15 protein-coding genes are annotated in these 22,502 nt (G+C 56.1%); 9 read left to right on the plus strand and 6 right to left on the minus strand.

Annotated elements, in window-relative coordinates:
* Window positions 1–288 precede the first annotated feature (288 nt).
* The gene (locus tag ACR0JW_RS13415) at window positions 289–987 is read left to right on the plus strand and encodes a hypothetical protein (RefSeq protein ID WP_170681787.1); all 699 of its coding nucleotides are present in this window, start codon (window positions 289–291) and stop codon (window positions 985–987) included.
* 434 nt (window positions 988–1,421) lie between these two features.
* Entirely contained in the window at window positions 1,422–1,880 is a 459-nt protein-coding gene (locus tag ACR0JW_RS13420; RefSeq protein ID WP_170681786.1) for a DUF3291 domain-containing protein, read from the plus strand.
* A 616-nt stretch (window positions 1,881–2,496) separates the two neighbouring features.
* Here ACR0JW_RS13420 and ACR0JW_RS13425 read toward each other — a convergent pair.
* Entirely contained in the window at window positions 2,497–2,910 is a 414-nt protein-coding gene (locus ACR0JW_RS13425; protein ID WP_480714043.1) for a CHAP domain-containing protein, read from the minus strand.
* Between the two features lie 596 nt (window positions 2,911–3,506).
* On the minus strand, window positions 3,507–3,764 hold the full coding sequence (locus ACR0JW_RS13430; RefSeq protein ID WP_170681785.1) for a YjhX family toxin: 258 nt from the start codon (window positions 3,762–3,764) through the stop codon (window positions 3,507–3,509).
* A gap of 334 nt (window positions 3,765–4,098) precedes the next feature.
* Here ACR0JW_RS13430 and ACR0JW_RS13435 point away from each other — a divergent pair, with 334 nt between their 5' ends.
* From ACR0JW_RS13435 to ACR0JW_RS13450, 4 genes are all read left to right on the plus strand, one after another.
* A complete protein-coding gene (locus ACR0JW_RS13435; RefSeq protein WP_480714044.1) occupies window positions 4,099–4,806 on the plus strand; it encodes a VOC family protein in 708 nt (235 codons plus the stop codon).
* A 380-nt stretch (window positions 4,807–5,186) separates the two neighbouring features.
* Window positions 5,187–11,657 carry a GAF domain-containing protein gene (locus ACR0JW_RS13440; RefSeq protein WP_170681784.1) on the plus strand — a complete coding sequence of 2,157 codons (6,471 nt, stop codon included), beginning with the start codon at window positions 5,187–5,189 and terminating at the stop codon, window positions 11,655–11,657.
* Window positions 11,658–11,660: 3 nt separating this feature from the next.
* On the plus strand, window positions 11,661–12,002 hold the full coding sequence (locus ACR0JW_RS13445) for an Hpt domain-containing protein (protein WP_170681783.1): 342 nt from the start codon (window positions 11,661–11,663) through the stop codon (window positions 12,000–12,002).
* On the plus strand, window positions 11,995–13,020 hold the full coding sequence (locus ACR0JW_RS13450; protein WP_170681782.1) for a response regulator: 1,026 nt from the start codon (window positions 11,995–11,997) through the stop codon (window positions 13,018–13,020). The genes ACR0JW_RS13445 and ACR0JW_RS13450 overlap by 8 nt, the downstream gene beginning before the upstream one ends.
* Window positions 13,021–13,220: 200 nt before the next feature.
* Here the strand turns inward: ACR0JW_RS13450 and ACR0JW_RS13455 are convergent, their stop codons facing one another.
* Entirely contained in the window at window positions 13,221–14,411 is a 1,191-nt protein-coding gene (locus ACR0JW_RS13455; RefSeq protein ID WP_480714045.1) for an NADH:flavin oxidoreductase/NADH oxidase family protein, read from the minus strand.
* Between the two features lie 101 nt (window positions 14,412–14,512).
* Here ACR0JW_RS13455 and ACR0JW_RS13460 point away from each other — a divergent pair, with 101 nt between their 5' ends.
* A complete protein-coding gene (locus tag ACR0JW_RS13460) occupies window positions 14,513–15,418 on the plus strand; it encodes a LysR family transcriptional regulator (RefSeq protein ID WP_170681781.1) in 906 nt (301 codons plus the stop codon).
* 240 nt (window positions 15,419–15,658) lie between these two features.
* Here the strand turns inward: ACR0JW_RS13460 and ACR0JW_RS13465 are convergent, their stop codons facing one another.
* Entirely contained in the window at window positions 15,659–18,052 is a 2,394-nt protein-coding gene (locus ACR0JW_RS13465; protein WP_480714046.1) for a transketolase, read from the minus strand.
* Between the two features lie 14 nt (window positions 18,053–18,066).
* Window positions 18,067–19,266, minus strand: coding sequence for a methionine gamma-lyase (locus tag ACR0JW_RS13470; RefSeq protein WP_170681778.1), 1,200 nt, complete (start codon window positions 19,264–19,266; stop codon window positions 18,067–18,069).
* Window positions 19,267–19,382: 116 nt separating this feature from the next.
* Here ACR0JW_RS13470 and ACR0JW_RS13475 point away from each other — a divergent pair, with 116 nt between their 5' ends.
* Both ACR0JW_RS13475 and ACR0JW_RS13480 read left to right on the plus strand, forming a co-directional pair.
* Entirely contained in the window at window positions 19,383–19,838 is a 456-nt protein-coding gene (locus ACR0JW_RS13475) for an Lrp/AsnC family transcriptional regulator (protein WP_170681776.1), read from the plus strand.
* A gap of 187 nt (window positions 19,839–20,025) precedes the next feature.
* Window positions 20,026–21,501, plus strand: coding sequence for an aspartate aminotransferase family protein (locus ACR0JW_RS13480; protein WP_480714047.1), 1,476 nt, complete (start codon window positions 20,026–20,028; stop codon window positions 21,499–21,501).
* A gap of 19 nt (window positions 21,502–21,520) precedes the next feature.
* On the opposite strand, the gene ACR0JW_RS13485 is transcribed toward ACR0JW_RS13480, so the two are convergent.
* On the minus strand, window positions 21,521–22,459 hold the full coding sequence (locus tag ACR0JW_RS13485; protein ID WP_170681770.1) for a GlxA family transcriptional regulator: 939 nt from the start codon (window positions 22,457–22,459) through the stop codon (window positions 21,521–21,523).
* Window positions 22,460–22,502: the final 43 nt, after the last annotated feature.

Here is a 22,502-nt window from a genome sequence, read left to right on the forward strand (position 1 = left end):
ATTAACCACCGGCCCCGGAAACCATCGTTCTGATGGACCAAAGGCCGGCCTTGCACTAACAATCAAATTAGACCACACAAGTGGGGCTGATTGGTAACCCCGTGCAGATTTTTCGTGTTCTCAGTCTCTCTGATCAGGCAAATTGATGCGCGTTGTCGTTAGGAGGTTACGCGTTCTTTGTTTTATTTGCTGCGCTGCCATGTTCCCTAATTCGTGAGCGCTATTCCGTGGACCCAAACGGAGCTTGCGACTAGCATCAGTGATTACACAGCACGAAGGGAGACACAAATGTTGAAGTTCACCAAACGAACAACTGCCCATGGGGTTGCTGCACTCCTAATCTGCAGTTTCGCAACGGCTGCACAGGCGCAATCGGCGGGTGAGGAGATGTCGTTTTTCATCACTAGTGTGGGCAAGGGGGACGGAGCTAATCTAGGCGGCCTCGAAGGCGCCGATGCCCATTGCAATGCACTCGCTTCCGCGGCCGGTTCTTCCAAAACATTTGCGGCCTATCTGAGCACCTCAATGTCCATTGATCGCAGCACCGACCCGATGACAATCACCAATGGCATTTCTGCACGCGACCGGATCGGATCGGGCCCCTGGCACAATGCCAATGGAGAGCTCATCGCCAACAGTGTTGAAGACCTGCACAGCGACAGCGTGAACATTAGTCTACAGAGCGCGCTTGACGAAAATGGTAACCCCGTCAATGGACGTGGCAGTCAGCCGAATAAACATGACATTCTGACCGGCTCCGATTCCGCTGGATACTTCTCGACGGCAGGTGGTGACACGACTTGCAGTAACTGGACTTCCAATAGCGAGGACGGGTCTGCGATTGTTGGGCATCATGACCGTATCGGTCTCAATGATGCTCGAAACATGGTGTCCTGGAACTCATCGCACGGCTCGCGTGGATGCGGAGAAGAGCATTTGCCGCGTTCTGGCGGGGCGGGCCTATTTTATTGCTTTGCAACTGACTGATCAGGCGGCATTGGTACGCGCGTCGTCCGTGTTGCACCTGGTATTGCCAGGTCAGTTGTTGGGCGCGCGTTCTGGAAGCGTTTTTTTGGGTGCATGCTGAGACCGAAGCATCTTGGGCCGGGCAGGACAAATTGCGAACCATGGCCCCAATCTGCGAGTGTTTGGAATTGACGGCGAAAAAGGTCGTTTTCGGGGGGAAGCAGGGACGGGGCATTTTGGTTTGGGAACGCCTGAAGAAGCCGACGTCAGCGGCAATCCGAGAACGATCAATTCGTTCGCTATTTGACAAATGAATAAACCGCAGAGGACGAATTGAGCGATCAGCGTCGGCCTTGAACCTACTTGCCGGTTTGTATGCCATAGATCTAATATCACTGGACAGAGTCAGAACTGCTGGTGACTGTAATAGCCACTTTCAGCGGCGGAGATATTCTGTGGAACATATTGCACAATTGAACATGGGGTACTTGCTACACCCTCCAGGCGATCCCCGTATTGCTGGGTTCGAGGACAACTCAGATCGTCTGAACGCGGTCGCAGATCGATCCAAGGGCTTTATCTGGCGCCTTCAAGGAGAAGGCTATGATCTCCCGGAAAACGATACGGGTGCATTGTTTGTTCGGCCACACGTCGCTCTGGCGACACTGTCAACTTGGCAGAACTTTGAATACTTGAAACACTTTGTTCACAAGACCGTCCATGGTCAATTTCTTGATCGCAGGGCGGAGTGGTTTGAACATGTTTGTGAGCCAAGCTATGTCATCTGGCCGATCCAGGCGGGCCATATTCCGAGCCTGACAGAAGGAAAAGAAAGACTCCTTCGGTTGAGAAAAGATGGGCCAAGTCCCGCGGCTTATGACTTTGCAACTGGTAGAGATATAGTTGTAAGATAATCAACTTAGCGAATTCAAAGCTGTCTCGACTATGGTTTGATTTTCTCCAAAAATATAGTTTTCTGGATTGATTATCGGTGTGTTGAAGTTGATCGAGTCACGCTACGACTATCGCCAATTGAGCGTGCATCGTGAACGGCGCAGATTTTTGGGCAAATCGTATAAAGTTATGCGCAAACATCGCGCGGAATTATGGGCGATGACACCCAAATTGTTTTGAACAAAATCAATGATAGGAATGCAGCGTTATACGCGTCCCTACACAGTTGTAGGTGCGCCCATAGCTTTGCATACCGCCTAAAGGCTTGCATCTTTGGCCCAAAACTTTGGGCGCAGAAACCTCTTTTTTCGGAGATCGAAGCTCAATAACTGTCGATTGGAACTTTGTTGGGTTCAATTCAAATTGTGGTCGTTCGGGTGAAAACGTACCGATTGCTACTGCCAGCCCCAACCGTATGTTCACAAATCAAGCTTTGCATTTTTCGAGATGTCGAACGACGCCACCGTTCGTTTTCCTTGGGATGGCGGTCAGTCACCGCGCTTGGCAAACGGGGCGAAAAACGCCCGCGGGGCATTCAACGGGTTTGTGGCGAACGAGAAGAGAAATTGGGTTGGGCTACTTGGTAGCGATCGGATATATGAATCCGTTCACCGGGTAGAAACTGCCATACCGGCCCGGCTGACTTTCGACCCGGACCAGCGTCCAGTCATTTTTTTTGGATACGTCCCTGACGCCCATTTTCAATGATACCTTATTGCGGTGCCAGTTCGCGTGGTTCACGATAACTTCCCGCTCGGTTACAATGTCGGACACGACAGCTACATGGCCCAACGGCATCCCTCGGGTAGCCCTAAACGACATCACCGCACCGACAACCGGTTCATTGCCCCGCTGAAAAATATTGTGCGCCTTGCCCCACCAGTCCTTGGCGTTGCCGCGAATTTCGATGCCGCTGAGGTTTCGTGCATAAGGTACGCACCACACCCTTTGCCCCCGGGCCTGCTTTTGTGAAACCTCGCGCAACGCCATTGACTGACGTTCCGGATTGAGTTCCCTTTCGGATGGGTTTTGGGCACAGGCAGAAACAAGAATGAAAAGCCCCAACGCAATCGCGGTTCGGGCAGTGCCGAGCAAAATCGGCCGGTTCGTATTCGTTTTGCGGGCGCTGGTGTGCAAATCGCTTCTTTGCCTGTTCGAAGACTTTCGAGGCTTTTACGGTGATCCAATCCGAAATGAAAAGAGGGTTGCCAATTCCCCGGCAAGATTTTGCCAGTTCCCTGCACCGAGTTTAGGCCAAGAGCCGAGGTGGAAGACGTATTTCCCAAAAGAAGATTGAGCACTGTGTAGCCGAAAAAACCCTCCGCCAATTGGATGGCGAAGGGTATGAGCAGACTACAGAGCCTAACCGAAGATTACTTTGTCATCTCCGGCTGTATGATCAGTGCGACCGCAATCGCCTTACCATCGAGCGGCTTTGCGGTTCCGGGCCTCTGTTCAAGCTGCATCCAGAATTGCGACAGGGTCAAAAGCTCAGGAGTACGGTGTCTGCGTGTTTGTCGAAACTAACTTGATCTTGGATAAAAAACCCAATGACCTCGATTTTCATATGGTTCATTTTTTCTTTCCTATCGTTGGTTCATTTGCGCACGCACGGATTTGATCCCCAACGCGGATGCGCGGTAAGGACTGCCGTTTTTCGAGCGAATGAAGCGGCGCTTCAAAAGGCGCTTGAAGACGCCAAGGCTGCAGTCGGTCAGGATATGACCGTCGCGCGTGTAACAAATGACGTCGTGGATTTTGCCGTTTTCCAGGCGCTCATGATGGATCGACCCGCCAAGGGCGAGTTCGTGCAAAACACGCTGTTCGTGCTTTGATATATTCATTGGGATGTCTCGATCTTACGAAAGCACAGAAACAGGATCACTCAGCATCGCGCGTGAGTGTGCCTATCAATGTTGGTGTTCCTGAATTTGGGTCGCCAGGAACGGGCGTTAGGCCCGGGTCTCTTTCATAAAATCTCCGTTGCACGAGGCGGTATGCCTCAGGCGGTTGTCGACTTAGCCATCCGTCCGTCATGTGTCAAGCCGTATGAAAAATAGTCCTGGTGCGCCCATTTCTGGCATTTTCGCAGGACTCGTGAATGTTTCTTCCGGCGCAAGAAATATGCAGTAATATTGCTGCACTTTACATGCTGTAATATTACTGCATATTGAAGTCATGAAAGATGATCAGCTCGACCTAATCTTCAAGGCACTTTCCGACAGCACCCGCCGCCGCATCATCGACCGTCTGAGCAGGCAACCTGCCCAGTCGCTGTTCGAAGTTTGCGCCGCATCGGTTGCGGAGGATGGTGTTGCGTTGTCCCGGCAGACGGTTTCCCAGCATCTGGCGGTGTTGGAGAAGGCAGGCTTGATCGAAGTTGAATGGAAGGGCCGGACAAAAACGCACTCCTTGCGCGTGAGCGATGAGCACATCGCGGCTGCATCATGGCTCACAAATTACAAAACAAAACGGATCCAAGACATGAAAATCTACGTAACCAGCATCTTTGTTGATGACCAAGGCAAAGCTGAGAAATTTTACACTGAAACCCTGGGGTTCAAGGTCAAGCACAATATCTCATTGGGCGAAAACCGTTGGTTGACGGTCGTATCAAAGGAAGATCCCGAGGGGACCGAGTTGCTGCTTGAACCAAGCGACCACCCGGCGGTGCGGCCTTACAAAGCAGCCCTTGTTGCAGACGGCATCGCTGCACATTCATTTCAGGTCCAGGACCTTGATGCTGAGTACAAGAGGCTGAGCGATCTGGGCGTGGATTTCGTCACCGAACCGATGGACGCTGGGGCAGTTCACATGGCTGTTTTTGATGACACGTGCGGAAATCTCATTCAGCTCATCCAAATGAAAGACGTCGCGTCCTCCTGAGGCTCGAGCGGATCACATTGTGACAATCGCGAACGACGGAATACCTCTCTCCCGACGATGATGGGATCGCTGTTGCCAACGTAATGCATTGCGCTCACTTCGAGCACACGCATCGACAGGTCCCAAAAGCCTTCTTTGTTGAATCCAGATTTCTCAGTGAAGTGCTAACAGAACACCTGCAAAAGGTACGGACGGCAGCTCGCTTCGTCATGTGTGTTTTGGCACGGCTCATCTGAAATGATCGGACCATGTGGCATTGGGCTGTTTGCGGGGCAACGCTGATTCCAGCGGCTGCAAAGAAAACTCAGTGACTTCTATCTCATGCTCTCTAAACTCGAACCTGGTACTTTTCATGAGTTGACTGGGGAGCTTAACCTCACGTGGGTGAAAAAAGACCATCAGGAGAGACGGCAGGTCCTGCGTCGTCATCCGCGCAAAATGAGGGGCTCAGCGTCGCTGATCAGCAGGCGCGGTTCGAAGCGACCGCGCGGGTTATGCAGGCAATCTCCGAAACCAAGGATGACGTGCAACCGGTCTGCGATCTGATTGTAACGCTGGCAAAAGATCTCTGCGACGCTTTCTTCGCCGGTCTGGTTCTGGGGCGAGAAGGGGATGCCCTTCAGCAACTGGTGGCCAGCGTTAATCTGCACCCGGACATTCAACAGCTCTGGCTCGACGGTAAGTACACCATGGAGCCGGGCAATTCCCTTGTGACCGATACCATTCTCAGCGGCGAGACCAAACGCGTTGTCGATATGGGAGATACCGACTTTCACAAGTCCGTTGATGAGCGTTTTAAGCTGATTGTCGACACACATGGTTGCCGCAGCAATCTGTTTGTTCCATTGAAACTGGATGGCTCGGCAATCGGGTGTTTGATGTTGGCGCGCAACGAAGTGCGCCCATACACCGATGATCAGGTTCGGCTGATGGAAACATTCGCCGCGCAAGCCGTGATCGCAATCGAGAATGTTCGCCAATTCCGCGAATTGCAGACCCGTCTGGCGCGCGAGGGCGCCACGCGCGAAGTGCTTGAGGTAATTAGCCGTTCTCGGGAGGATGAAGCTCCGGTCTTTAAAACGATCCTCGAAAACACCGCCCGGCTGTGTGAAACCGATGTCGCGACGCTGAGCCTTTTGAATGAAGCGCGAACGCATCTAGAATACGCCGCCCATTACGGCGATCAATTGGCCACGTACGAGGTCGGTGTTGATCGCTGGTCGTTGGACTCAAATCTTCAGATTGCCGAGTCTGTGCGGGAAGCGCGGGTTATTCACAACGTCGATTTACGCCTGACAGACCATTACATTAACGGGGACCCTTGGCGCCGTCAGTTGGTTGATGAAGAAGGTGTCCGCTCGTTTCTGACAGTCCCTCTGATTTCAGTGGACGGCGACCCGGTTGGCGTCATCGGGATTTATCGGCGCGAAGTACGCCCTTTCACCGATGACGAGATTGCTTTGGTCGAGAGCTTTGCAGCTCAGGCTGTCATCGCCATCGACAATACACGCCAAATGACAGAGCTGCACACTCAGTTGGAACGCCAAACGGCGACGCGGGAAGTTCTGACAGTGATCAGCAAAAGCCGGGACGACGATGCGCGGGTCTTTGAGGTAGTTCTTCAGCAGGCCACCAAGGTTTGTGGTGCGGATCAGGCCGCACTCATTCTGGTAAACTCTGCTGGAACCTGCGGAAGGCTCGTGGCGGCTTGGGGTCACCAAAAAGAAGGGGCTGAAATAGGAACGGAGTGGCCTCTCGAAGGTTCGTTTACAGCCGCTATCGCGATACGAACAGGTCAGGTAGTTCGCGTCGACGATATAGCTGACACAGATTACTTTCGCTCGGGCAATCCAACGGCGGTTGCGATGGTTGAGGTAGAAGGCATTCGGTCCCGCGTTGCAGTTCCGTTGTTGCAGGGGGGGCAGGCCATCGGGGCCATCGCGGTCAGCCGCCGCGAGGTGCGTCCATTCGCCGACCCAGATGTGCAGCTAATCGATGAATTCGCCAGACACGCGGTGATTGCAATCGAGAACACGCGCCAGTTTCGCGAAGTTCAGGAACGGCTTGAGCGGGAGAAAGCGTCGCGAGAAATCCTTGAAGTCATCAGTCGCAGCCGTGACGACGACAAGCCGGTCTTCCACAGCATTCTCGAAAATGCCAGCCGTTTGTGCAAGGCACCGCTGGCCTTCTTGTGTGTCGCTGATCACGAACGCGGGCTTGCGACGATCCCGGCCAATATTGGCGCGAGAACCGATTTTGATGAAGCGCTCAGGGAATTCACCGAGCCTTTGACACGTACGGAACTGATCGCAATCAGGCCCATGGTCGATGGGCAGGTCATTCGTCGGGACAACATCGCCGATGATCCGCTTTATTACCGGGACCGCGACCCGAAACGGGTTCAGATGGTCGAGATCGAAGGAGCCCGCTCGGTTCTTGCGGTTCCGTTGATGAAAGGCGGCACCGGACTTGGGGTGATCGTGCTCTATCGCCGTGAAGTTGCACCGTTCTCGGATGACGACATCGCACTGGTCCAGACATTTGCGGCCCAGGCCGTGATAGCAATGGAGAATGTTCGCCAGTTTCGGGAGGTCCAGGACCGCACGGCGGAAGTTACGCAAGCGCTGGAATACCAGACGTCCACATCTGAAGTGCTGCGGGTTATTTCGGCGTCACCAAACGAGTTGTCCCCCGTTCTCGATGCCATCCTCAAAGAGGCGTCGCGCATCTGCGAATTGCAGGATGCCTATGTTGCGATGTTGGATCCGGACGACGGGCTTTTCCATGTTCACTCGACACTCACTCAGGACACGGTTTTTGCGGACTACGTCAAATCGCACCCTATTTCGCCCAGTGAGAGCGGTGTAAGCGGGCGGGCCATTCTGTCCAAACGCACAATCTATATCGAAGATGTCGAAGCGGACCCGTCCTACACATGGATGGAAGAAAGCGGCGTCGGTGAATACAAATCACTGCTTGGGGTGCCGTTGGTCAAGAACGGCAAGGTCGTGGGCGTATTATCGCTCGGGTCGCCGGAAGTTTCCGGGTTTTCCAAGAAACAGATTCAATTGCTTCAAACTTTCGCAGACCAGGCCATTATCGCCATCACAAACGCGAACCTATTCCGTGAGGTTGAGAAACGCACTGCGGAAGTAGAGCAAGCGCTGGAATACCAGACCGCCACGTCAGACGTGTTGTCGGTCATATCGCGCTCTCCGAACGAGTTGGAGCCGGTACTTGAGGAAATCCTGAAGGTCGCAAGCCGGATCTGCGAACCAAAATACGCAGCGATTTCGATCCTCAATCCGGAAGATAACCTTTACCACACGGACATCATGCTCGATTTTGACAGTGTTTTCATGAAGTTCATGAAGGCCAACCCTGTTCCGGCCGGCCACGGGAGCGGAATTGGCCAAACAGCAGCCCGAGGGGAAACAGTCTATTACAAGGACACGGAAGCTGACGAATACGCATGGAAAGAGGCAGCTCGCATCGGAAAGTACCGTTCGCTGCTAGGTGTCCCGCTGATCAAGGGCAAAGTGGTGGTCGGCGTGATCGTGCTCTGCCACGATAAAGTCGCGCCATTCAATTCAAAGCAGATCTCTCTATTAGAGACTTTTGCGGCCCAGGCCGTGATTGCGATCAACAATACCCAGTTGTTCGAAGAAGTTCAGGCACGTACGGCCGAAGTGGAAGAGACACTGAAGTACCAGACGGCCACGTCAGAAGTGCTGGATGTCATCTCCCGCTCGCCCAACGATCTGCCGCCGGTGCTGGATGCCATCCTCGAGGTTTCTTCGCGCATATGTTCGCCGGAATATGCATTCTTCGCGATGCGGGACCCAGACGACGGGCTGTACCGGGTGGTCATGTCCCACAACGTGAGCGATGCGTTTCTGAAGTTCCTGTCAGACAACCCCATAGCTCCCGAAGAAGGCTCGTGCATCGGGCGAACGGCGTTGCATGGAAAAACAGTCTACATCGAGGATACGCGCAACGATCCGACTTACACATGGAAACAAGCGGCCGAGATGGGCGATTACCTGACCACTTTGGGCGTTCCGCTTGTCAAAAATGGTCTGACGCTTGGGGTCATCGTCATGGCGCACCGGCAGGCTTCGGCGTTTAACGACAAACAGATCAGCCTTTTGGAAACCTTTGCGTCTCAGGCACTGATCGCCATCAACAACACGCAGCTTTTCGAGGAAGTGCAGGCGCGCACTGCAGAAGTCGAAGAGGCCTTGCAATACCAGACTGCCACGACTGAAGTTCTCGAGGTGATTTCCCGATCTCCTGACGCATTGGAACCCGTGCTGGAAGCGTTGCTGGCCGTTTCGTCCCGTATCTGCCGTCTCCAGGATGCCTTCGTCGCCTTGAAGAAACCAGAGGACGGGAAGTATCATTTCTTTGCAGGGCACAACCTGTCAGACGGATTTACCGAGTTTCTGAAGGCGCACCCATTTGAACCGGGGAACTCATCGGCGACCGCGCGTGCACTTCTTCGTGGACAGGCCGACTATGTCGAGGATACGCAGGCAGACCCTCTTTATGATCCGGTTCTGAAGTCGAACCTCGAAGGGTATCGATCCGTTCTTTCCGTGCCTCTGATACGTGACGGCGCCACAATTGGTGTCATCAGCATGGGCAGCCGAACGGCTGCTGCTTTTGACGAAAAGCAAATCAAGCAAATGGAGACATTCGCGTCGCAGGCGATTATCGCGATCCAGAATTCTCAATTGTTCAATGACACGCAAACTGCGCTCGCGCGCCAGACGGCGAGTGCTGATGTACTGCGGGTGATCAGCCAATCGCCTACGGATACAACGCCTGTTTTTGAGATGATCGTAGAGTCCGCGATCCGGCTTGTTTCGTGTGATATGGCGATAGCAACCTTGGCCGATGAGTCATCCTGGTGGCAAGTGGCCGTGGCTTCACCGCACGGGTTGATACGCGACTTCGGACAGTCCCGTCACCCGCTTGATCCACAAGACAATTTCCAGTCTTCGGTCTTAATGTCGGGAAGAACACGGCATGTTTCCGATTTTTCATTACATGAACTGCCGAGATTGGCGAAAAAACTGCATAAGGAAAACGGAACAGAGGCTTACCTGGGTGTTCCGTTGATGCGTGCCGGCACCTGCCTGGGTGGCCTTGTGTTCATCAGGAAAACGAAAAAGCCATTTTCGGATGATGATATCGCCATGGCGGAGTCTTTCGCCGACCAGGCTGTCATAGCAATTGAGAATGTGCGCCTATTCCGAGAAGCTGAAGAAGCGCGCAAGGCCGCGGAAGAGGCCAACGAAGCCAAAAGCGCTTTCCTTGCCACCATGTCCCACGAAATCAGAACCCCGATGAACGCCGTGATCGGGATGAGCGGGCTTTTGATGGACACCGAGTTGGATGCGGAGCAGAGCGATTATGCCAATACGATCCGCGACAGTGGCGATGCGCTACTGGGTATCATCAACGAAATCCTCGATTTCTCAAAAATCGAGGCCGGGCAAATGGATATCGAGAACCATCCGTTCGACTTGCGTGAATGCATAGAAAGCGCGCTGGATTTAATCAGCGGCAAAGCTGCCGAAAAACAGCTCGATTTGGCCTATGAGTTCGACGACGCTCTGCCCCCGGCGATCAGCGCCGACTTGACCCGACTGCGGCAAATTCTGCTGAACCTTCTGTCTAACGCCGTGAAGTTCACAGAAAGCGGCGAAGTGGTTCTGTCCGTTGAGCGATCAGCCAAGGAGCAGGGCGCGTTGGAACTCACGTTCAAAGTTCGCGACACCGGAATAGGCCTGTCTGACAAGGGCATGCGCCGTCTGTTTCAATCTTTCAGTCAGGCAGACAGTTCAACGACCCGCAAATATGGTGGCACTGGTCTGGGTCTTGCGATCTCCAAGCGTCTTGCAGAGCTTATGGGCGGGACAATGTGGGCGGAAAGCGAAGGCGAAGGGCGTGGTTCTACTTTTGTGTTCAAGATCCGGGCCAAAGCGGCGAAACCAGTGAAGTCATCATCTCGCAATCTGGTTGGCGTTCAGCCCGAGCTTGAGGGCAAGCGTATTCTGATGGTGGACGACAACGCCACCAATCGCAAAATCCTGGCTCTCCAAACCGAGAAGTGGGGCACCCAAACCACGACGTGTGAAACTCCGTCCGAAGCGCTGGGCCTGCTGGGAAATGCCGACCGGTTCGATCTGGCCATCCTCGACATGCATATGCCGGAAATGGATGGTGAGGAACTTGCAGGAAAGATCCGCACAAAGCAGCCGACACTGCCGATGATCCTCTTCAGTTCACTCGGCCAGCGCGACATGGATCTTGAGGACGGGTTGTTTGCCGCCAACCTTGCCAAACCATTACGTCAATCGCAGCTATTTGATACGTTGGTCACATTGTTTGCGACCCAAAAGGTGCAACTGAAAGTGGCCAAACCCCCGGACAAACCCCAAACAGACTCCGATATGGCAAAGCGCCACCCCCTGCGCATATTGCTGGCGGAAGACAATTTGGTGAACCAGAAACTCGCCCTCCGCCTGCTGGAGCAGATGGGGTATCGCGCGGATTTGGCCAGCAACGGCGCTGAGGCCGTTGAAAGCGTAAACCGACAAACATACGACGTCGTGTTCATGGATGTGCAGATGCCCGAAATGGACGGGTTGGAGGCGTCCCGCCGGATCAACAAGGCGTTCCCCGATGGCAGCCGTCCTCGCATAATTGCCATGACTGCGAACGCGATGCAGGGCGATCGCGAGATGTGTCTGGACGCCGGTATGGACGATTACATCACCAAACCGATCCGAGTCCCCGTTTTAATTGAAGCCCTTTTGAACTCCCCCCGAACAAGAAGGTGATCCATGACAGATAGCCCAATTGATCATGAAATCTTCATGGAACTCAAAGACGCGACAGGCGAAGACTTTGCTGCCGAGCTTGTGAACACCTTTCTCGACGAAGCCCCGGGAATGATTAGCGAATTGAAAGCAGCTGCGGGTGCGGCCGATGCCGACAGATACCGTCGGGCTGCACATTCCATCAAATCCAATGCAAGCACATTTGGTGCAACGGCGCTTGCCGAACTGGCCAGGAAAGTCGAGCTCGGAAAGCCGCCCGTGGCCGGAGATCTTATGGATGCGAACGCGTTGGAGGCGGCCCTTAACACCGCAGCAGCGGCCCTTCGGAACTTGATTGATGACTGACGCCCCCGGACATCTGCTCATCGTCGACGACAACAAGGTCAATCGCTTGCTGTTGTCCCGGAATGTCGAGCTTTTGGGTCACCAGGCTTCGGTGGCGGAAAACGGTCGGGTTGCGATGGAGATGCTGTCCAGTCAGCCTTTCGACCTGCTTCTTCTGGATATCGAAATGCCGGAAATGGACGGGTTCCAGGTTCTGGAGGCGACCAAGTCGGACACCGACCTGCGCGATCTGCCAGTGATTGTGACCTCATCTGTCGAAGGGCTCGACAATGTGGTGCGCTGCATTGAACTGGGGGCCGAAGACTACTTGCCGAAACCGGTCAACAAGACGCTTCTCAGTGCACGCGTTTCCAGTGGCCTCGAAAAGAAAAGACTGCGGGACGAACAGAAACGTCTGCTTGAACGCTTTGCAACCACCGAAGTGGCCCAGGACCTGCAAGCGTCCGGCTTCGCCATCGGCGGCAAACGTGCCAACGCGTCGGTTTTGTTTTGCGATATCCGCGGCTTCACGACGTTGTCGGAAAACCTCGCGCCGGAGGAAACTATTGATCTGCTCAATACCTTCTACACTTTGATGTTCGAGGCTGTGACCAGCAATGGCGGCATTGTCAGCCTGATGCTGGGCGACGGTTTGATGGCGCTTTTCGGGGTTCCGCAACACCTGCCCAACTCTGCGCAAAGTGCGGTTACGGCGGGACATGAGATGCACAACATGATCGAAATGCTAAATCTCGAAAGGCGCGCGGAAGGGAAAGATGCCTTGAAGATCGGCATCGGAATCGCAACCGGCGAGGTTGTTGCCGGATATGCCGGCACGGACAACCGGGCGACGTATACTTGCATCGGATCGACCGTAAACCTTGCGGCCCGTCTTGAAGCGGAAACCCAGCGAACCGGTAGCCGGATTTTGATAGATCAGGAAACACTGAGGCTGTTGGATGGTGCCCATGTGGAAAGGACATTCGGCGGAACGAGGATCAAGGGTTTCTCTGATCCGTTTGACATTCACGCGCTATGACCAACCGTGCAAACCTGGGGCCAATGCTTTTTTTGATTGGTTTCAGAGGTGTGAAGCCAACATTATAGAAGTTCCCAAAACATCTTCCGGATAGACAGTGGTTTGCGATATTGGTGCTTTTCGGAATAGATCGTCGAAAAGCCACGACAGCATCTGCGCCCTCGTCGATTATGTTTGGCGTGTTCGGAGGCAGGGGGGGGTCAAACAAACTTCTCGTTCCAAATCCCTACACGCTGATCGTCGCGGTTTTCATATTCGGCGATAGCCTGGAAAATATCCCGATCCACCGGCCCTTCCCGATCTTCTCCATAGTACGTCATTTGCATTGTGAACCATGCGGTCATCCCACCCGGCGGCAAAGTGGCGAAGCGAGGGAAGACAGGGTCCCGTTTCCCAGCCTGCCAAGTGCTGGGCAAATCAGGGTCCAGGATGAAGCCGCGTGCTATGCCGACCGCATCCACATCCCCTGATTTGACTGCGGCCTCTGCTTCTGATCGATGCTTGAACCCTCCGGTCACCATGAGCGGGGTCTTGGTCAACCGCCGCGCGGCGCGCGCGAAGTCGAGAAAATAGGGACCTTTGGTTGCCCGTTCGGAACTAGATGGCGCGCCGGGAAAATAGGTTCCTCCGCTGATGTCCAGCAGATCGACGCCTTTGCCGTCCAACCCGGCAACCACCCTGAGCGCGTCTTGTTCCGTTAGTCCGCCGTCAAGCTGGTCAGTGGCGTTCAGTTTGACCGCGACTGTGAAGTCAGACGGCACCGCGGACCGTACAGCCTCAACGGTTTCGATCAGCAACCGCATCCGCGCTTGGATCGGGCCACCATAGGCATCCGTTCGACGGTTGAAGAGGGGAGAGAGGAACTGGCTCAACAAAAATCCGTGCGCGGCATGGATCTGGACACCGCCAAACCCCAGATCGGCAGAGCGTCGGGCTGTGCGGGCAATTTTTTCTGGAATGGTCCTGATCTCGGAAAGCGACATTTCTTCGCTACTGAAATCAGGGAAATCGATTGCGCTTGGGCCTTTGGGATGACCGATCGGTCGATGCGTGAGCGCCCCGGCGTGACCAAGTTGCAGCCAAAGCTGTGCACCGTTGACCGAGCCACGGCGGGCCAGATCCCTGAAAGCCGCCATATCGGCCGCCTCGTCGAGCACGAGATTACCCGGTTTTTCGGGGTAACGCGGATCCCCCTGCACTTCACCGATGATCGACGCCGCCAAACCACCCTCGGCCCAGCGTTCATAGAGACGCTTCTGGGCGGCGGTCGGGTTGCCCCGGCCATCCGCCAGCGAGTCCGACATGGCCGATTTGACGATCCGGTTCTTCAAAACACGCCCGTTCGGCAGGGTGAGCGGGCTAAAAAGGGAGGTTTTCGAAGCGATGGGCAAGGTGTTTCTCCTTGGTTTATTGGCCTTCATCATAGATAATTTGGAAAGTTTGTGCCGATAATCCGGTATCTTGGATCAACTTTTAATAGTTTTTGGAATAGATGTCGCAAAAAATGGAACTGGAAATCCTTCTGGCCGTGGTTGACCATGGCAGTTTTTCGGCCGCTGCCCGCGTGTTGGGGTACACCCCGTCTGCGGTGGGCAAACGGGTGCACCTGTTGGAGCAGAGGCTGCGGGTGCCGCTTCTTGTCCGCTCGACCCGGCGCATGGCATTGACGGAGGCCGGGCAGCGATATGTAGAGGAAGCGAGGGATCTTCTTGCCCGCCTGACAACCTTGGAAGAGGACATTGCCGATGATGCCGGCAACCTGCGCGGTGTGATCCGTGTGACAAGCTCGGCGGCTCTTGGCCAATTACATGTCGTCCCACTTGTGATCGAATTCATGGGGCTTAATCCCGACGTCGAAATCGAGCTGTTGCTGACGGACAAGATCATTGATCTGGTGGGCGACGGCTTCGATCTCGCAATCCGCAGCGGCGTCTTGCCGGACTCGTCCCTCGTGTCACGGAAAATGATGGACAATCAGCGGATCCCATGTGCCGCGCCCGGTTATCTTGAGCGGAGCGGAGTTCCACTGGAACCCGAGGACCTGACTGCGCACAGATGCCTGCGCCTCGGGCCGGAAAAACATCTGTCGGATTGGGGCTTCAAACGAACGGGTGGCGGCATGTCGCGGCTCGGGTCGGGGTTTTCCTGCAATAGTCTGGAAGCGCTCCGTTCGGCGTGCTGTGCGGGACGCGGCATAGCGTGGTTGCCGGAGTTTTTGATATCCGACGACTTGCGCACTGGTCGCCTGTGTCCGGTTCTGTCGGATCACGCGGAGCCTAGCGCCGGCGGTGGGGTCTTCGTACTGCGCCCGGAAATGCCCTTTCTGCCACGGCGCGTTCGGACCCTGATTGACTTCCTCGTGGATGGCTTCGCGGACAAGGAATTCGGTCGCGGATAGCAGGCTGAAAATTTGGCTGGCCTTTTCAAATTGATTTCCGAACAGCAACAGCCCGGTTGCCGTCGGATTGGAGATGGTTTCCGGGATCAAGAAGAAGACCCAGAGGTCCGGTCCAAATTGCATGGATCGGCGCAAGCTGGTCGAAATCAAACCGGCAATACTTGGATCGCAATTTCGTGCCGGGGTGAGACGTCTTTGACCAAGGGGCCTCACCCTGCAAAACGCTGCGATCAGAGGGTGTTAGTACTTAACAAGGCCGATGCTCGGTTGGTGCATTGGTTTCCCAACTGTCAATCCGCTCACCTTTTCGATGATGGCATCGGCGTCAATGCCGTGGTGACGATAGAGATCGCCAATCGTGCCGGTCTGACCGAAGTGCTCGACACCCATTGGAATCGTCGGATGTCCATGCACGGACCCCAGCCAGGACAGGGTCGCAGGATGCCCGTCGATCACCGTGATAAGTTTGCAGTGACGCGGAAGGTCAGACATCAGGGCTTCGATGTGGGACAGCGCCGCCTTGTTTCCGCGTGACCGTGCCCGTTGGGCGGCGGTCCATCCGGCATTCAACCGATCGGCGGACGTGACGGCCAGAACACCGATGTCCCGGCGGCCTTCACCAATTGCTCCTGCGGCTTTGATCGCCTCTGGCGCAATTGCCCCCTGATAGGCGATTACGACCTCGCAATTGGGTCCAGGTTTGCGTAGCCAATACGCTCCATCGATCGCACCCTGACGGAATTCGTCGTCCACGCGTTTGCCGGGCTGTTCGATCGGGTTGGTCGTCAGGCGCAGGTAGATCGACCCTCCGGTTTCATCACGCAGCCAGGTGCGCTCGTCCGGTTGTCCCTCGCCGTCGCGCTGGATGTAGTCGAAGGCCCATTCCATGATCACCGCCAACTCGTCGGCAAAGGCGGGTTCAAATGCGGCCAGCCCATCCTGGCTCATCCCGATCAGGGGGGTGCCGACGGACTGGTGCGCCCCACCTTCCGGAGCCAGCGTAACCCCCGACGGCGTGCCCACCAGTATGAAGCGCGCGTCCTGGTAGCAGGCATAGTTCAATGCATCGAGTCCGCGGCTGACAAAGGGGTCATAAACCGTTCCAATCGGGATCAACCGCTTTCCAAACAGGGAATGCGAAAGACCCGCCGCGCCCAGCAAAAGCATCAGGTTCATTTCAGCGATCCCGAGCTCGATATGCTGCCCTTCCGGTGTGAACTCCCATTTGGCCGTCGAGGGGATACGATGTTCGACAAAGGCGTCGGTCTGTTCGGAACGCGCGAAAAGCTTGCGACGGTTCACCCATGGCCCAAGATTGGTGGTGCCGGTTACGTCAGGCGACGTTGTCACAATGCGTTCGGCCAGTTGGCTGTCGCCCTTGGACAAGGCGTCCAGAATCTTGCCGAAAGCCATCTGGGTTGAAATCTCGCGGCTGGTGGCGATCCCTATTGGTGGCACATCCAGCTTGTCATCAAGATAGCGCCGAGGACCTTTGGCAAAGAATGGCACTTTGGACAGGAATTCTTTCAGGGCTTCAGGATCCTCAACTGCAGCGAGCGGATTCCATTCCTCACCCTCAAGCACGCCCATATGGGCCTGCCACGCGGCAAACTGACTGTTGTTCATCAACCCGCCGTGGTTGTCCTTGTGACCGGCAATGGGCGTGCCCCAGCCCTTTACCGTATAAGCTAGAAAGCAAGTCGGGCGATCATGGTCGATCGCGGCAAATGTCCGGGACATGGTCTCGACGCAGTTGCCACCGAGGTTTTCCATCAAGGCCGCCAGTTCCGCGTCCGTGCGCCGTTCGATAAGCGCCGTGACGTCTCCCTGATCGCCCAGATCGTCCATCAGGCGCTGGCGCCACACCGCACCTCCCATGAACGTCAGGGCCGAATAGTCCTGATTGGCGCAGGCGTCGATCCAGTTCCGCAACCGGTCCCCTCCGGGCTCTTCGAATGCAGCGCGTTGCAGGACGCCGTATTTCACGCGTACGACATCCCAGCCAAAAGCATCAAAGATCTTCTCGATCCGCTCGAACAGCCCTTCGCGTACGATCCCATCCAGTGACTGGCGGTTGTAGTCGATGATCCACCAAGTGTTGCGCAGGTCGTTCTTCCACCCTTCCTGCAACGCCTCGTAGATATTGCCTTCGTCCAGCTCGGCATCGCCGACCAGTGCAACCATGCGACCCAACGGGGCGTCGGCGCCCCAACTTTTGGCCTTGATGTAATCCTGAATGATCGAGGCAAACGAGGTGATTGCGACACCCAGGCCCACTGACCCGGTCGAGAAGTCTACGTCATCGATATCCTTGGTTCGGCTGGGGTAGCTCTGAGCACCGCCAAATCCGCGGAAGTTTTCCATTTTCTCGCGGGTCTGGTTGCCCATGAGGTACTGCATCGCGTGAAAGACCGGCGACGCGTGGGGTTTGACGGCGACCCTGTCCTCCGGCCGCAGGGCCGAGAAATAGAGCGCCGTCATGATCGATGCCATCGAGGCGGACGAAGCCTGATGACCACCGATCTTGATCCCATCCACCTTGGGCCGGACATGATTGGCATGGTGGATCATCCAATGCGACAACCACAGCAGGCGTTGTTCAACGATTTTCAACTGGGTGGGATCAATGTGCATGGAGGTCTCCGGGTTCAGGCGGCGCTGCGGGCAGGGTAGGGCAAAGCCTGCTCCAGGTCTGCAAGGATGTCTTCGACGTCTTCAAGCCCGACTGACAGGCGGATCAGGCCATCGCTGATTCCATGCTCGGCCCGCTCTTCCGGGGTGTATGTCGAATGGGTCATCGAGGCCGGGTGCTGGATCAGGGTTTCCGCATCACCCAGCGAGACTGCGCGCTGGATCATGGTCAGTCGGTTCATGAATTCGATCCCACCGGACAGACCAGATTTGATTTCAAACGCAATCATGGCTCCGGGCTGCGACATCTGGCGCTGCGCAACATCGTGCTGGGCAAAACTCTTGAGACCAGGGAAAGATACGTCACCGACAGCGGGGTGGGCCTCAAGATATTCAGCGACAACTTCAGCCGACGCGCAGTGGCGGTCCATCCGCAAATTAAGGGTTTTCAGCCCTCGCAGGATCAGCATCGCGTTGAAGGGCGCCATCACCGCGCCGGTCATGTCCTTCATCCCGACCAGGCGGATCTCGGCAATCTGTTCCGCCGTGCCCACAACCAGGCCAGCAACCACGTCTCCATGCCCGCCAAGGTATTTGGTGGCGGAATGCAGAACGATGTCGGCACCGTGTTCAATCGGTCGGGTCAGATATGGGCTGGCATAAGTATTGTCGACCACGACCTTTGCACTGACCGTGTGCGCGATCTTTGCATGGGCGGCAATATCCACAAGCCGCATATTCGGGTTTGCCGGCGTTTCGAAATAGACCACACGCGTTTTGTCCGACACAGCGGCACGCAGGTTTTCAGGGTCCGTCATATCGACATGCGTGATCGTGACGCCCCATTTCGCCAACCCGTGGCGCATGAACGCAAAGGTGCAGCCATAGAGTGTCTTGTCGACGATAACTTCGTCGCCTGGCGAGAGCAGGGTCCAAAGCACTGCGGTAATTGCGCCCATGCCGCTGGAAAGGGCCAGCCCGGCCTCTGCCCCTTCGAGCACCGCAATCCGGCGTTCCAGAAGATCGCATGTGGGGTTCGAAATACGGCTGTAGATATGGCCTTCGCGTTCACCTGCGAACATCTCGCCGCCGGCCTCGGCCGTTTCGAAGGTAAAGGTCGAGGTCAAATGCAGCGGCGGGGTCAGCGCGCCGTCATTTTCCAACGGGTTGTAAGCATGGTGGATGGCGCGGGTAGCAAAGCCGGTTGAGCGGGTCATGACAAACTCCTGATTCCAGTTGAAGCCATTTTGCGCCTTTACTTTGGGTGATGGGTTGCGAATTATACCAACATAGAGGTCCAAATTGGCAGGATCTGCCAATCGTGGGAAGGAAAATGGACGCCAAGGACAGACAGATCATCCGTGCCCTCCAACGGGATGGGCGCATGACCAATCAGGATCTTGCGGATGCGGTCAGCCTCTCGCCGTCGCCCTGCCTGCGCCGGGTCAAGAACCTTGAGGCCAGTGGGATCATCAAGGGATACAGCGCAGATGTGGACGCCGCCGCATATGGGATGGCCATTACCGTCTTTGTGCGTATCCGGCTGGAGCGGCACAACGAAACGGATGTCCAGAATTTTGAAGGTCGGATTCGGATGATCGAGGAAGTTCTCGAATGCCATGTGCTGACCGGCGCCATGGACTATCAGTTGCGCGTTCTTGTTTCGGATCTCGATGCTTACGAAGACTTTATCCGCAATCGCATACACCCGATTGGCGGTATCGCCTCCATCGATACCAGCTTTGTCTATGGAACGGTAAAGAAAACAGCCGTTTTCCCATCCACCTGATCGGCAATGCTCCGTCCGTTTCGCGCCCACGTAGATGCACGCGCCTCACATCGGGCTGTGGCCAAGAGCTTTGTAAGCCAAGCCTGCCTGGTCCGTTCTGCAGCACCGGAAGGCCGGAGAACCCGTTACCGAAAAGTCGTCTTGCCCGATTGTTTCCTTGTCGCCAGAGTGGCTGAAAAGCAGGAGGGTGGCGTGGCTGGTCACATATGCGATGCGATCGTTGGTGCGGGTGGTGTCGGATGTTCGACATCGCGGCATCTGGCTGAGGCCGCGCGGGCCGACGCTGCTGGAAAGAAACGTGCTGACTGCCGGGGCCACTCGGCCCGCGGCGGGCAAATTTGGTGAAGGGCAAGAAGGACAGATGACCAAATCCAGCGACCTGTTTCAGCAAGCCCGTCAAACGATGCCCGGGGGCATCTCACACCGCTATCGCTGGCGCTTGCCGAACCCGATCTATATCACCCGCACGCTGGGCGCGCATAAGTGGGACGCTGACGGCAATCGATATATCGATTTCAAGATGGGTGCGGCCAGCCAGATGATGGGCCATTGCCACCCCGAAATTGTCAAAGCCCTGCAGGCGCAAGCGGCGCAAGCGATCTTTGCGGCTGACTGCAACCCGAGCGAGGTCAACTGGTCACGCAAGATCTGCGATCTGATTCCGTCGGTAGAGCGGGTCCGCTTCACAGCGTCCGGAACCGAGGCAACGATGCTGGCCCTGCGCATCGCACGCGCCTTCACTGGCCGTGACAAGATCCTTCGCGTGGACGGGCATTACCATGGCTGGCATGATCACGTTCTGAAGGGGTCAAAACCGGGATCGGATGTGCCGCCATCACTGGGTGTTCCCGCAACCGTCGCAGCGCTGACCGACATCTGCCCGCCTGATGCGGACATGTTGAACAGGATGCTCGCCACCAAGGACTATGCTGCGGTGATTGTCGAAGCCTCGGGCGCCAATTACGGCGCAGTGCCGATGGCGCAGGCGGTTCTGGGAGCCGCCCAATCCGCCGCGCATCGAAATGGCAGCCTGCTGATCCTGGATGAGATCATCACTGGTTTCCGCTGGTCCCCCGGTGGGCGTCAGGCCCTGGCCGGTACCACGCCCGACCTGACGACCATGGCCAAGATCGTCACCGGCGGTATGCCGGGAGGTGCCGTCGGCGGCACGGCCGACGTCATGGCGATGCTCGACCCGTCCGTCACGACCCGGGGACATACCCCGGCTGTGCTGCACCAGGGAACCTTCAACGGAGCGCCCATCGTGGCCGCAACCGGATCGGTGATGATGGACCTTTTGGCGGATGGTTCGGCCCAGGCCCATGCGGACAGGATCGCGGCGGATATTCGGAGTGGCGTGAACGAGCTGTTCTCCAATCACGGCATCGAAGGGCTGTGCTATGGCGAAAGCTCGACGTTCCACCTCTGGTTCGGGCCGCACGAAGGGACGATGGACGGGATACCCGCCGCGACCATTCGCGAACCCACAAACAAGCTGGTCGCGGGGTTACAGGATGCTCTGAACCGCAACGGAGTTGACCTGATGTCCGCGATGAGCGCCGTAACATCGGCTGCGCATAGTGACGATGATGTCACGGACACCCTGAATGCGTTCGACCGCGCACTGGAAGAGATCAAGCCGGTTCTCAACGAGACGCAGTAGCGTCACCGTACCGGGCCGATCACCACATTTGCTTGTGCTTGCGCGTCGATCCGATGCTGACGCCGAACTGCCGCGAAAACGCCTTGGACAAAGACTGTGCGGAGGAATAGCCACAACGCATCGCAACCTCGTCCAGAACAAGGTTCGTGTGCGCAACCAGATCGCGGGCGCGCGACAGGCGCATCAACTGGTAATAGCGTTGGGGCGGCATCCCAAGCTCTTTGACAAAGATGCGCGACATGGACCGAACCGAAAGGTTGGCCCGCCGCGCGAGGTCCACGATTTGCATCGGAGCCTCGACATTTTCCGCCATTATGGAAATGCAGCGCCGCAGATTTTCCGACCCTTTGGGTTGCATGGCGCTGTGGCCAAGCCCATCGAACCGCGCACCGTCATGCAGGAACATGCTGGCCGCATCATGCGCCAGCGCGTCACCGTATCGTTCCGAAATCAGGGCGATCATCAAATCCATGGCCGTCGAGGCGCCGCCGCAGGTCCAGATCGGACCGTCGCGGACAAATCTGTCCGGCAGGGTTTCGACATTTGGAAACGCCTCCGAAAACTCAGTCAGCGTTTGCCAGTGCAGGGTTGCCCGACGCCCGTCCAGCAATCCCCAGGAAGCAAGAAACCACGCCCCGGTATCCGCCCCGATGACCGTCTCCGCCTGTCTGGTCAGCGCGACGCATTTTCTGCTGGCCGGTTTCGAGGCGTTCTGCCTGAACTCGTCTCCGCCGACCACCATCAACAGATCGCAGGCGCCCGCGTCAACCAGGGTGACGTCCGGCGAAAGACGCAGACCACTTGAGCTGCGAACTGCATCGTCGTCAGGCGTCACAATAGACCAGTGGATGTCGGCGCCGGTCTGATCCCGAACAACGCGCAGCGGCTCCAACAGGCAGGCCAGCAGCATGTTGGAAAATTTGTCAAACAGCAGGACGTTGATTTTGAGTGCCAGCATTTCGTCTGATTTGGGATGTTTTTTGGCAAATTAGGACAACACC

This window comes from Ruegeria sp. BG6 (assembly GCF_056538465.1).